10 protein-coding genes are annotated in these 12,947 nt (G+C 43.0%); 2 read left to right on the top strand and 8 right to left on the bottom strand.

Annotated elements, in window-relative coordinates; translation table 11 throughout:
• Together L3V30_RS22105 and L3V30_RS22100 are read left to right on the top strand one after the other, a co-directional pair.
• A partial coding sequence (locus L3V30_RS22105; protein WP_237309915.1) for a hypothetical protein occupies window positions 1–344 on the top strand: 344 nt, incomplete at its 5' end.
• 10 nt (window positions 345–354) lie between these two features.
• Window positions 355–2,469: a hypothetical protein gene (locus tag L3V30_RS22100; RefSeq protein ID WP_029844982.1), complete on the top strand. Its 2,115-nt coding sequence runs from the start codon at window positions 355–357 to the stop codon at window positions 2,467–2,469.
• A gap of 44 nt (window positions 2,470–2,513) precedes the next feature.
• Here L3V30_RS22100 and L3V30_RS22095 read toward each other — a convergent pair whose 3' ends face one another.
• The 8 genes from L3V30_RS22095 to L3V30_RS22060 all read right to left on the bottom strand — a co-directional run bounded on the left by L3V30_RS22095 (window position 2,514) and on the right by L3V30_RS22060 (window position 12,940).
• Window positions 2,514–2,813 (bottom strand): hypothetical protein, encoded by a 300-nt coding sequence (locus tag L3V30_RS22095; RefSeq protein ID WP_029844981.1) that lies wholly within the window; start codon window positions 2,811–2,813, stop codon window positions 2,514–2,516.
• A 77-nt stretch (window positions 2,814–2,890) separates the two neighbouring features.
• Window positions 2,891–3,079 carry a hypothetical protein gene (locus tag L3V30_RS22090; RefSeq protein ID WP_154218827.1) on the bottom strand — a complete coding sequence of 63 codons (189 nt, stop codon included), beginning with the start codon at window positions 3,077–3,079 and terminating at the stop codon, window positions 2,891–2,893.
• 374 nt (window positions 3,080–3,453) lie between these two features.
• Entirely contained in the window at window positions 3,454–6,681 is a 3,228-nt protein-coding gene (locus tag L3V30_RS22085; RefSeq protein WP_237309913.1) for a type I restriction endonuclease subunit R, read from the bottom strand.
• A complete protein-coding gene (locus tag L3V30_RS22080) occupies window positions 6,678–7,859 on the bottom strand; it encodes a PD-(D/E)XK nuclease family protein (RefSeq protein WP_237309911.1) in 1,182 nt (393 codons plus the stop codon). The genes L3V30_RS22085 and L3V30_RS22080 overlap by 4 nt, the downstream gene beginning before the upstream one ends.
• Before the next feature lie 295 nt (window positions 7,860–8,154).
• On the bottom strand, window positions 8,155–8,736 hold the full coding sequence (locus tag L3V30_RS22075; RefSeq protein ID WP_237309909.1) for a cytochrome P450: 582 nt from the start codon (window positions 8,734–8,736) through the stop codon (window positions 8,155–8,157).
• Complete coding sequence (locus tag L3V30_RS22070; RefSeq protein WP_237309906.1) at window positions 8,733–9,959, bottom strand: ankyrin repeat domain-containing protein; 1,227 nt, start codon at window positions 9,957–9,959, stop codon at window positions 8,733–8,735. The genes L3V30_RS22075 and L3V30_RS22070 overlap by 4 nt, the downstream gene beginning before the upstream one ends.
• Entirely contained in the window at window positions 9,952–11,247 is a 1,296-nt protein-coding gene (locus L3V30_RS22065) for a restriction endonuclease subunit S (protein WP_237309904.1), read from the bottom strand. The genes L3V30_RS22070 and L3V30_RS22065 overlap by 8 nt, the downstream gene beginning before the upstream one ends.
• The gene (locus L3V30_RS22060; protein WP_237309902.1) at window positions 11,237–12,940 is read right to left on the bottom strand and encodes a class I SAM-dependent DNA methyltransferase; all 1,704 of its coding nucleotides are present in this window, start codon (window positions 12,938–12,940) and stop codon (window positions 11,237–11,239) included. The genes L3V30_RS22065 and L3V30_RS22060 overlap by 11 nt, the downstream gene beginning before the upstream one ends.
• Window positions 12,941–12,947: the final 7 nt, after the last annotated feature.

Genomic DNA, 12,947 nt, shown 5'->3' with positions numbered 1-12,947 from the left:
GTAGGGGTGGAGTTAAATTAACATTTCGCGTTACAGAATCTCTTTATGAGTCAATAACTGAACGAGCGAAAGGCTCAGAATCCATTCATCAGATCTGCCGACTAATGTTGACCTCTAACTATAAAATTCAGCCCGTGGATTTAGGTCATATGCATCTCGTAAACAAGATGGAGAGATTCTATTTTTCTAGATTTAATAGCATGGCAAGGGCGCTTGAGATATTACAAGAAAAGCACTCTGATTTAGCAATTAAGTTTGTCCTTGTTTACCGTCAAATTTCAACCTTAAAATTTTTAATGGAGGAGAGTTTTGGTGAACACATTGAAGTTGTGAGAAAAAAATAAAATTTTACACATGATAATTAGATTTGAAACTCGAAAAAGAGGTATTGGAGATTACTTAGTAAATGGAAAGGTCAGACAAACCGGAATTCATCGAGATGAGTACGACATTAGAACACCCTTGCATGGTTCGCTAGAAGCTATTGAGCGTGATGCTAAATGGGTCAGCAAATATCGCAGCCAATGGGAGGGCGCTTACAAGCATATCGTGATCAGTTACGATGAATCGGATGTAGATAAATTCAAGAGCATGCTTGTTCATGATCAGCATGATATGCATAGAGAGATTGTTGAAAAGGTTTTGCGAGCAAATATTCCCCATCGTGAGCTTTCTGAACTTAATTACTATTTTGAAATGCACACTCCTACTCGTAAGCATATGCTGGATCAGTATGGCAAAAAGCGAAAGGCCCACCTTCATGTTGCAGTCTCATTACTAGACCAAAGAACTCAAAGAAAACTGAAATTCTACGACCCTAAAGATTTCGCTTACCACTCCGCTGTTCAATCAGAAATCTGCTCAGAGTATGGTTTTTTAGACCCTGTTACAGTTATGGAAAAAAATGCAGAGCAAGACATTGAGAGGGTTACGCCACTCAAGGGTAAAAAAATTGAGCAACTGGTTAGACAAGACCTAATCGAGCATCTCCTCGCATTCAAGCCAAGATCTGGATTAGAGTTAACAAATGCTCTGCGCGAATTTGAGCATATAGCTGATGTTTCAGAACCTATTACACCTATCGCAACAGGCTCAACAAGAGGCAACAGGTATCTGAAAATACAGATCAACCACAAGAAGGAACGTGGTAGAGGTCGTGGTGGTTGGCGTACCATAAACGTTCGAGGAAAAGGGCTTGAGTTTTTAGACTACCTATACGATCAGTATCGAGTAGACACATCTGATAAAACTAAGATTGACGAGTCAATCAGAAGGTTTAAAACCCAATTCATGACAGATACGTCATCCCCATTCAGTAATAGCCTGATTAACAACGTCTTTTCTGACAAATTGGAGCCAAAATACTCAGCTAAGGCTCGCCGCCGCCGCATTGATAGTGCATTAGCCTCAGGAGCAAACTATCGAGTCGATATACGAGATAACACAGAGCTACGTAGAGCCTTGATAGAGGAAAAACGAGCTAAATTCCTCGCTAAAAGACCAAACCAAACAACAGGCGAGCGCGAAGAACAGATCAGACGCAGCAATAAAAGAAACATCGATGAATCCACTCGATTTATAAATGAATTAACTAAACAACAAAGGCAATTTTACTCAATTTATAAAACGAATATTGATCGCTCTTTTCTCGATGACGGGGTTTTCCTTACGCCTCACGAAAACCCTAACATTCACAAGTATTTCAGTAAGAAATGGAAGTGTTTCATAGAAGATAACGGAGACATGATATCAGCTAGTACAGCAAAAGATTCTCCGTTAGATAAGATCGCTGATCTGATGGTTCAACAAGCTCTGGCAAAAGGTTGGTCACTAGAGACAATCAAAGCCACTGAAGAGTCAAGCAAAGAGTTTAGGGCTGCTATAGAACGCGCAATAGAACGACAGAAGGCTGGTTTGTCGCAGGAAGAGAAAAAAGATTTAAGGGTTGTTGAAATCAAAATACCAACCGCTGAAAAATTTAAGGAACCTGCTAAAAACCTTTACTCAGATCGCCTTGAGAGGGAGTTGTCTGAACGTGTTAATCGAAGAGCGAGAGTTATTTGCGATCACGTCAAAAGCGCCGTTACACCTGAGATGATTAAAGCCATTCTTGAAAGACTTGAACCACTTGGTCGCTCCCCTGACTTTGATAGCCTTGGGTTTGAGCGTAACGATAAAAAGCACCTGATTATTATTGTTGGTGGTCGTCGTCGCTATAACGCGATAGACCTACTAAATAAAGTTTTGGGCGTCTCAGTTAGTGATGCTGTTGATGAAATTAGTAGACAAATCGATTTAGCTAAACCGAAACAGGAAGAAGTGTTAGATGATGATCGCGGGATCGGTGGCGGAGCTGGACAGAGTCCTATTCCCGAACCAGAACCAAAACCTGATCAACCAGAAAACCAACCTAATCGCACACCAAAGCCTAGACCAGCACCTAGAGCACATATCAAACCCGAGATATAACGAAAAAGCCCCTATTTAGGGGCTTTTGGTTTACTGAGCGATATCTACAACACCATTTTTATTGCTGTCAGCATTTGAAGAGAACCGGATATATAAAAAATCCAAACCACGCCTTTATCAACAATATCTAGCAACACTCTGGAAAGCGGCACCTTTGGCTTATCTAAGAAGTTTTTTGTGTGAACTAATGCCTTATGTTTAAAACTAAGTTCCTTGGGTATATTTAGTTTTCGGCGTTTATCCTCTTCTCGTCGCGTTTTGGCTGCAACCTGTCTCCATCGAGCTAAGGCTAGGCAGATTACTGCCGGAATAAGTGCGGTAAATAAGAAACCATCATCAATCATCGTTTATTTTAATTTTACAAAATTTTTGTACGCAACCAAAAAAATGGCGGGAAATCCCACCATTTTCTATCTTACATCTAGTCATTTTTAGGCTCGATAGAGCGCTGAGAACCCGGAGAGTGCTCCTCTTTGGTGTCTGCCTTATCGTTTTGAGATAAAGACTTTCCTTCCCTCTGAGGTGCTTCTTTCTGCCTATCTCTACTCATCCCACCATCAGTCTCTGAAGTGTTACTAGTCTGAGTTTCTGAGGTTGGAGTATCACTCATTTTTCTCTCTGATTGAGGAGTTATAGATTCACTACTATCGTTCCCCTTTTTGTTGTCACTATTATCGGAGGACATTAAAGTTTGAAACTTTTCTACTTCCGAAACTCGTTTCTATCGTGGCTACCAGAGGCCAAATCTGACAATAAAGATTGAAACTTAGACTCTAGCAACGTAGCTCTCCAAACAGTGTGGTCACAGTGACAACACTGTTTGAAACTCACTTTTGGACAAAAATCATTTAGGGTCGATGCTCTAAATAACCCTATATTCATTACTTAATGTATTCTGACCGAGCCAAATACCCCACTAAAGTGGAAGTCAATGATAAATAAATATGCAAAAGGCAAGGTTTTCACACCTTGCCTCTATTAAAATCATGCTGCATACCACCCATCAGCTAGCACTTCAGCCTGATCGAGAACAAGCTTAATCGCCTCTTCAGCCGCATCAGGTGGGTACTTCCAACGACGCAGTAAACGACGTACAAGGTTGCGCATACGAGCACGGACACTCTCACGTTTCTGCCAATCTACCGTAGCGGACTTACGCAGTTGGTGAGTGAGTTCAATGGCGAGTTGACGAAGGTTGTCATCGCCTAGGGTTCGCACAGAAGCTTCGTTGGTGACCAATGCACGGTAAAACGCTATTTCATCAGTAGATAGGTTGAGCTTATCCATCATCTCAGCGTCAGCCTGCATCTCTTTAGCCCACTGGATCAGCTCTTCAATTACCTGCGCGGTTTCAATGTTGCGATTATGATATTTCTGCAAAGTCGACATAATACGGTCGGAATATTTCTTTTCCTGCACTACATCGTTTTTCATTCTTGCTTTTACTTCGTCGCGCAGCAGCTTTTCTAGCAGTTCTACGGCTAAATTCTTCTCTTTCATATTGGCGACATCTTCCAAAAACTCAGGAGAGAGCAAGCCAATATTGGGCTTATCTAAGCCAACGGTTTTGAAGATGTCATCGACTCCATCTGCCACAATTGCATTGTTGAGGATCTGGCGCAAAGCAGAATTGCGTAATTCGTCGCTGCGTTTCTTGTCAACAGTAGAATGTTTTAAGAAGGCGGTCTTAATCGCTCCATAAAAGGCAATCTCGCTCTTATAGCCGTCCACTTCATCCAAGGTATTACACAGTGAGAAGGCTTTCATCATCGCAGCCATAACATCAAGAAAACGGCGTTTACCATCACGAACTTCTTCACCTTTGCTGTTGCGGTGTGAGAGGCCAGATATATGGTTCACGGCTCCCGGAAGCAGTTGCAGTGGTTTGGTTTCAAAATCCGGACGATAATCGAAGACTGTACCATCGACGGGCGTGGCAAACATTCCGCGAATCACGTCTATTTTTTCCATGAAGACAGCGAAAGCTTCAGCGGTGTCGACGGTAGGCTGACCTTTCCCTTGACTGTTGGTATAGGTCTTAAGTGCGTTTTTAAGCTCATTGGCAATACCAATATAGTCAACAACTAAACCTCCGGGCTTATCCTTAAACACGCGATTCACACGCGCTATCGCCTGCATCAGGTTATGACCTTTCATTGGTTTGTCGATATACATGGTATGGCAGCAAGGCGCATCAAAACCTGTTAGCCACATATCACGGACAATTACTAATTGCAGTTCATCACTGGTGTCTTTATAACGTTTCTCGAAAAGCTTCTTAGTCTTCTTATCATGGATATGAGGCTGCATTTTAGCTTTGTCGGCGGCGCTGCCAGTCATGACGATTTTGATCGCGCCTTTATTTGGATCATCGCTATGCCATTCGGGTTTGATAGCCACAATTGCATCGTATAAATCCACACAAATCTCGCGACTCATGGCAACGATCATAGCCTTGCCCGGAAAGGTTTCACAGCGAGTCGTAAAGTGCTCAACCAGATCTTGCGCAACCTGCTGGATTCTTGGCTCTGCACCAACGAGTTTTTCGAGAGCTGACCACTGTGATTTTATTTTCTCACGACTCTCAGTTTCTTCGTCTTCGCCTATTTCCTCTTCGACCTGATCGTTAAGCGCTTCGATTTCACCTTGATTAATATCGAGCTTGGCTAAGCGAGATTCGTAGTAAATCGGCACAGTGGCGCCATCATCGACAGCATCTTGAATATCGTAAATAGAGACATAGTCACCAAAGACACCACGAGTATCTTTATCATCCATCGATATCGGTGTACCCGTGAAACCAATAAAGGCCGCATTTGGTAGCGCGTCACGCATATACTTTGAGTAGCCATACACATAACGCTGATCAATCACATTGCCGTTCTCGTCTTTGACATCAACAAGTCGAGCTTTGTTGCCATACTGACTGCGGTGCGCCTCATCGGAAACCACCACGATATTAGATCGTTCAGAAAGGATAGGATGTGCCATTTCTTCATCGAGCAGCGCAAACTTTTGTACGGTTGTGAAGATGATGCCACCGGACTGACGGTTAAGAAGTAAATCGCGTAATGAATCACGATCTTCAGCCTGTTGAGGGATTTGCTTCAACGTTTCTTGAGCCATGGTGAAGGTATTAAATAACTGACCATCTAAGTCATTACGGTCAGTCACCACCACTAAAGTTGGGTTATTCATCTCCGACTGTTGAAGTAACTTACTCGCGTAGCAGACCATCGAAATGCTTTTCCCGCTGCCTTGGGTATGCCAAACCACGCCTGCTTTTTTGCTTCCGGGCACCACCGTATTGGCATAGTTGGCTCGTGGTTCGGTGACTTGGTCAGAGGTTGTGGCCGCGATGACAGTTGCTTTCACCGCAGCACGCACGGCATGGAATTGGTGATAACCTGCGATTTTTTTGATGATCTTGTCGCCATCATTTTCGAACAATACAAAGTAGCGAATGTAATCGAGCAGCAATTCTGGCTTAAAGAAGCCACGCACCATGGTCTCTAATTGGAATTCGAGTAACGGCTTATCGTCTTCGTCCTCGATGGTTTTCCATGGCAAAAAGCGCTCTTTATTAGCCGTTAACGATCCGACTCGCGCCGTCCAACCATCAGAAATGACCAGCGCTTCATTGAATACAAAGAGATCAGCGATTTCTTCTTTGTAAGTTTGGATTTGATTGTAAGCATTCCAAATATCGGCGTGATCATCGGCTGGGTTTTTTAGCTCTATCACTGCCAAAGGCAAGCCATTGATAAATGCCACGACATCAGGCCTGCGATTGACCTTGGTGCCTGTAATGGTGAACTGATTGACCACTAAGAATTCGTTATTCTCACGGTTCTCAAAATCAATTAAGCGAACATGAGTATGTTTGCTCACCCATTGTTCTTGCTCCATCACAGAGTATTCAACGGGCACACCCTCGATTAAATATTGGTGAAAGAGTTTGTTGTTTTTAATAAGTACAGGCGTTTGCGGCGTGGCAACGGTTTTCGCTACTTCGATTAAGGTGTCACTGGGTACATTAGGGTTTAAGGTTTCCAAGGCAGACACTAAACGCGCCTGTAGAGTGACTTGCTGATAGTTTTCACGTTCAGGCGTATCACCATCCGGTGCTATGTCATAGCCATTTTGGTATTGGTAGCCTAGCTCTTTAAACCAATCGAGGCATTGTTGTTCTAGTTGGTCTTCTGTTATCACTTTGGTTCCTCGCTACTTAAGCGCTGCATCTCGGTGCAAAAGGAATTAAACGCGTCATTCTCAAGAAAAACGCTTTGTAACATTGCCATTTGAGTAAAATATACTTCCGTCTGCTCTTCTAACGTCTGAGCATCCTGAATAAAACTCGTAAGCTCGCGATATATAATCAAAGGATGCCACGGGTTTAATTTATGCCCTGCAATAGTTCTATCACTTAGCTTCCAATCTGTGGGTAATTTCGCCTTAATTTCATTGACCAGAAGGTCATAATACCCTTGAGATTTTAAACTAGACTGGATGCTTTTATTAACACTCAACACTAGCGATGCAATAGGCCCATTTCCCATCAAATCTTCGACTTGATGATCATACCCGTCCATAATAAACCCGCAGAATATTCCGGGTATCCAGCCACTTTCGTCATTGCCTGCATTGATTGAAGAAAACTCCAAACCAATTCGACCGAAAGCATCGTAGCGACCACGCGCGTTACGGTGTTTAGGCGGAATGTGAAATTTAACCTTATTACTTTCCTGATAAACAGGCCATGACCGATGCAGAGAGCGACGCGCTATTTCATAAAGCTGCTTATCTATATTTTTAACGTCATTGTAATAGGCGATCGCCAAAGGATTTAGCGGTGTTGAATTAACTAATCCATTGCTTTTTATTAAGTTAACGAACTCAGCGCGCAACCAGCTCTCTTTATTATCACCTTCACCTAGCGACTCAATAATTTTGGCGACTTCATACCAACACAAAGCGATATCCGGTGATTGGCGGTGTTGTCCAGAATGAGCAGTAACGAGAGCGATGAGGAATGACTTATTCAGATGCGCTTTAGCGAATTTTCGATAATTACTGAGTTGCTTATTGTGTAGTTCAGACCAAACCTTGTGCTCAAAAACAAGGCAAAAGTCCTCATCGGTGGAGTTCCACAACAGATCAGGATACTTTCCACCAAAATTGACTTGAGTATCTATATCTGTGGAAGTGGATAGATTTAAGATCTCCGCTCTATACTGTGGTGATTTTTCAGCAAGTAGCTGAGCATATGCTTTTCTGACCACTTCATCATACTTAAGTAGCCAAGCAAACGCTTCGGTAATAAAGTTTTCTGTAGGGGATGTTTGATGACTTGATGCATATTTGCTGACGTTAACAAGTAAACTTTCCATATCAATGATTCCATGATGCCTCAGTACTTTTAGCTAAGTCTGAGGCTATTATATGTTTATTATTAGTTCTGTTAGCCTAACTCGATTTAGATTATCACCAAGTTGCTATTTTTATCTAATACCAACAGGTCTGGGCGAACTCAGGTATCATCAAAGCCACACCCCCCTTTCTGAATGATTACCATCCCTTCACCGATTGCATGTGGTTGATGATCAGGCCATTCTTGTAAATGTTCTCGCTCTCGAAAACCTAACTTATTAAACGTGAAGCGAACTTGAATACATAACTATTTACTTACAAAAAAGGGAGTCCAAACAAAGCACCAATAATCCCAATAGGGCTAATAGGTAAAGCTACATCACCGACAAGATCTGCTAGTCCTTCACTTACAACGTCACTTGCTACGGATTCACCAACATTGTTAAAAACTTCACCTGTTAATACCTCTGACACGGTATCATCCAATACAACATTGTCGATCCCCGAATCAATCACCAACGTGCTATCCAAGCTATCGGCGACCTCACTAGTGACAATAATTGGGATGTCTGAGTTTTCAGCAAGCGTCTCATTGATATAACTGACGCTGTCTGTCGCTTTAAGCTGAACTTCTGCGGCAATATCACCATCACTCATCAGAGCAATATCCGAAACGGGGTGATTAGTTGCTTCAAATAACAAAGTATCCATACCTTGATCGTTGAGTGCAGTGACAACCTCTTGCTCAAACACAATGCCTTTGATATTGCTGATATGTCCCGACATCGCATCGGGGTCGACATCAGAGAAATAATCAAGAATGTCGTCGTTACTTGCGAGTTCTAACTCGTTATAACCACGACGGACTGCATCAAAAACTGAGCTTTGAGCAATCATTGCTGACGCGATCCTGACAAGTAGTCAACAATTTGCTTGAAGCTAGTATTAAGCATTGGATAAATACGGTGCCCATTTACGTTGCTCAAATTTCCATGCGTCGGTGCATTTAATTTCGCAATATCTTGGGCAGAATTACCCTTTTTAGTTTCAAATTCAGTATTAGCTCCAAGTCCAACCAGTTTCATGACGGATTCAAGGTAGCCACTACTAGCTGCAACCATTAAAGGTGACCATCCATCCTCATTTCGCAAATCAAGATTGGCACCTTTACTATGGATAAGTTCCAATGTTGATGCTTGGTTATAACTTGCTGCCCAATAAGCGGCAGTTCTTCCAGACTTACTCTGAAGATTTACATCCGCACCTTTATCTATCAGCAACGAAATGAGTTCATTTTTGCCATTTTGAGCCAATAAAGATAACGCTGGATGCGAGTCTTTGTTTCTTGCGTTAGGATTCGCACCAGCAGTAACGAGCGCTTTGATCATTTCATCATCACCTTTAGTAACGGCGATAATCAGCATCGTTTCATTATCTTCGTTTTCCACATCTGGATTAACGCCATTAGCTAGTAGCTTCTTAGCGATGTTGACATGCCCATTTTGATACGCTGACAACATAGCGGCTTCTGAGTACTTGGCGCTGAATACCGCACCTTGAGCAAGGAGCTTATCGACGACTTCTAAACGTTGTTTGAAATAAGCGCCCGTAACCGCATTCCAGCCATCGTTATTGCAAACATCGACGGCAGCTCCGTGCTTAAGCAGAAATTCAACCGCTTTGACTCGGCCTTTCATTGAGGCCCAAATTAAAGGTGTCCAGCCCTTGTCGTTTCGGATGTTAACTTCAGCGCCTTTTTCTACCATCAACTCTGCGAGTTCAAAGTATTCATTGTCTAAACAAAGCAACAATGCGCTGCTCATTTGTTGTGGTCGATAGTTAGGGTTTGCGCCTTTGTGTAACAGTGTTTGAGCAATATTCAAAAAACCAAGTTCAATCGCCAACCGAAGTGGGTTATGACCTGCATGATTGATATCAAAACCGACGCTGTTAATGATGTTCTGGGAGAGTGTCGAAAACCCATTTTTCAAAGCAAGCTCAAATGGCGTTGCTTCTAATTCTTCAAAGACGGTGTTAACTAACTCTGGCTGATGTTCAAGTACATCATTCAATAACGCCAAATTACCAGACTCAATGGCAGTCAATAGTTGCTCAGTCATTAGCATTAACCCTTTCGACGTCTAACTCGATTTCGCCGGAAAGCAATTTAGGGAGCAAGGTGTCACGGAGCGATGACAAGCTTTCGATCTCCTTAGATAAAACCTCAACTTTCTGGTCAATTGGGTCTACGATCTTATGAAATGCTTCAATTAGCTCTTGAGGTGGCGCAACAAATGAAACCTTCTTCAACTCTTTCTGATTGATAGAGCTAAAGACTGTTCCCGAAGATCCACTGTCACCTAATTTTTTCTCAATATGGCTCATAAACGCATAAGTAAATGAACGGGAATCACTCTTATGCTTAATAGCGGCTACACCACGTCCAATACAGCAATCAATAGCAGCCATATTCTTATCACCAACAGGGGCACGAACACTAATTAGTGTGTCGCCAGCTTTAGCAAAGCGTTTCGGGTCGGTCGTATAGACACGAACATCTGGGTAGCGGAAACCAAAGTCTCTACGACCTTGGAAAAAGGCAATACCTTCACCTTCTTCGTTATAAGTTTCACCCTTTGGCGATTGTCCCATTGTTATATTGAAATGCTCACCCATAGAGCTAGCACTCCAACCCTCAGGAATCGAACCAAGCTCCGACTCAACGAGCTTATCGGGGAATAGCGAGGCAGTAGCCGCATCCATCCCTTCTGGTTGCTCGCCATTCATCTTGGCTTTTACTGGATCGAAATCGACAAACCATGATTTGAAGATGGCTTGCGCCATTTCTTCTAGGGTCTGGTTGGTTCTTGAATTGAGTTCAATCTTGCTTTCAAAGCTTTCTAATACATCACCAATTCGTTTTTGAACGTCTAATGAGGGTTTTGATACCTCCAAAGACTCCAGCATTGATTTAGTTAAAGCATTTCTCGTGCCTCCTGTACTTGCAATTGTTAGGAGGTAGTTTTGCATCTTTGTAGATGTCAAAAAATATCGAAGATAGCGATGATCGAACTCTTCGGGATCAACTCGAAGAATTGCTACATGCTGATTAACTCGTGCAGGTAAAAACTCATTCGGAGCTAAGCATACTCTTGCTACAGAATCACCAGTGATGTTGATGAGCACATCATTTGGTTCAATAATTACATTTTTTAGCTTCTGAGCAGCTTCAGGCGTTATATAAACCAAACCATCAGATTTAAAGCCTTCATTATAAATATTCTGACTACGAATCAGCGAGATTTCACCATGATCTAGATAGACACTATTCCCACCTTTAGGTGTCGCACCACTGCCGATCTTTGAACAGTAATCTCCAAGTTTTACGATTGGCCAATTACAGCTCATAACCCAACCCCGCTAAGTTCTTCTTAATCTCAGCCTCTAGCGTTGCCGACTCAGCAAACTGCTCGCTCAACTTGGCGGTTAGCGTTGCCATCTTCTCACCAAATGGAACACCATCATCTGATTCTTCTTCTGCGCCAACGTAACGCCCCGGAGTGAGCACAAAATCGTGTTTCTTAATCTCTTCCAACGTTGCGGATTTGCAGAAGCCTGCTTGGTCTTCATAAGCGATGCCATTTACTTCAGCACCCGTTTTCCATGCATGGTAAAGGTCGGCAACTTTCTGAATATCATCGCGAGTGAAATCACGTAGTACACGGTCTTTCATATAGCCAAGGTTACGCGCATCAATAAACAATACCTCGCCTTTACGATCACGTAGCTTACGACCTGATTTATCGGTACGTGCTTTTTTGTTTTTGGTTAAGAACCAGATACAAGCAGGGATCTGCGTGTTGGTGAAAAGTTGTCCCGGAAGCGCCACCATACACTCGACCAAATCGTTCTCGACCAAGGCCGCACGAATTTCGCCTTCGTTGTTGGTGGTTGAACTCATCGAACCATTAGCAAGTAACAAGGCTTGAGAACCATCTGGTGCAAGGTGGTAAAGCATATGCTGCATCCAAGCAAAGTTGGCGTTCCCTGATGGTGGTGTGCCGTATACCCAACGTGGATCGTTATCATCGACACCTGTGTTCCACTCTTTCATGTTGAAAGGCGGGTTAGCCATGATGAAGTCAGCTCGTAAATCAGGGTGTTGGTCGTTGGTATAGGTACTGGCAGGCTCCTTACCGAAATCGTAATCCAAGCCACGGATTGCCATGTTCATCGCTGCAAGCTGCCATGTGGTGTAGTTGTATTCCTGACCGTAAATCGAGATTCTTTGTTTTTGCGTGAGCGGGTCAATCTCTTTTTGGTTAGCACGGCGCTCAATAAACTTCTCTGATTGCACAAAGAAACCGCCCGAACCCATTGCTGGGTCATACACACGGCCTTCAAACGGCTCAATCATCTCAACAATCAGCGAAACAATTGATGCGGGCGTGTAGAACTGACCGCCTTTTTTACCTTCAGCAAGAGCAAATTGGCCTAAGAAGTATTCGTAAATGTGCCCAAGGATATCTTTACTGTTCAGGGATTTATGATTAAACGGAATGGTCGCGATTAGGTTAATCAGCTCATTAAGTTTTGCCTGATCAATTTTTAGCGATGCGTAGTGCTTGTTGAGAACACCTTTTAGTTTCTGGTTGTCGCGCTCAATGCCTTCCAGCGCGTTATCAATCAGGTGACCAACAGAAGTAATTTTCTTCGTCTTACCATCAATCACTAAGTCCGCACCACCAATAACCATCGGGCCATTGTCTTGCAGGAACTTCCAACGAGATTCAGTAGGCAACCAAAACACGTTTTTCTCTTTGTAGTAATCGCGCTGTTCCAGCTCAATCGCGATTTCTTGTTCAAGTTCTTCAGCCGAGTAACCTTCAGGATCGAGGAAATACTCGTGCTCAGGGTTAGCAAAGTCTTGTTTTAGTTCTTCTTGGCGAAGCGTGAAGGCGTCAGACACGTATTTAACGAAAATTAAGCCAAGCACCGCATGTTTGTATTGAGAGGCATCGAGTGACGCACGGAGTTTGTCTGCGGCTGTCCAGAGCTTGCTTTCCAGCTCTTTCAGGAATAGTTGTTCTTGTTCGTTCATTGCTGAT

The sequence above is a fragment of the Vibrio sp. A1-1 genome (assembly GCF_021728175.1).
Taxonomy (GTDB): Bacteria; Pseudomonadota; Gammaproteobacteria; order Enterobacterales; family Vibrionaceae; genus Vibrio; species Vibrio diabolicus.
Note: the sequence above shows the minus strand (reverse complement) of the source record. Positions and strands in the feature narration are given on the sequence as shown.

Bases quoted from the DNA above. Each gene is read 5' to 3' on its own strand.
- L3V30_RS22080 (WP_237309911.1), bottom strand. From the start codon at position 7,859: ATGGAAAGTTTACTTGTTAACGTCAGCAAATATGCATCAAGTCATCAA.
- L3V30_RS22095 (WP_029844981.1), bottom strand. From the start codon at position 2,813: ATGATTGATGATGGTTTCTTATTTACCGCACTTATTCCGGCAGTAATC.
- L3V30_RS22075 (WP_237309909.1), bottom strand. From the start codon at position 8,736: ATGATTGCTCAAAGCTCAGTTTTTGATGCAGTCCGTCGTGGTTATAAC.
- L3V30_RS22065 (WP_237309904.1), bottom strand. From the start codon at position 11,247: ATGAGCTGTAATTGGCCAATCGTAAAACTTGGAGATTACTGTTCAAAG.
- L3V30_RS22100 (WP_029844982.1), top strand. From the start codon at position 355: ATGATAATTAGATTTGAAACTCGAAAAAGAGGTATTGGAGATTACTTA.
- L3V30_RS22070 (WP_237309906.1), bottom strand. From the start codon at position 9,959: ATGACTGAGCAACTATTGACTGCCATTGAGTCTGGTAATTTGGCGTTA.
- L3V30_RS22060 (WP_237309902.1), bottom strand. From the start codon at position 12,940: ATGAACGAACAAGAACAACTATTCCTGAAAGAGCTGGAAAGCAAGCTC.
- L3V30_RS22090 (WP_154218827.1), bottom strand. From the start codon at position 3,079: ATGAGTGATACTCCAACCTCAGAAACTCAGACTAGTAACACTTCAGAG.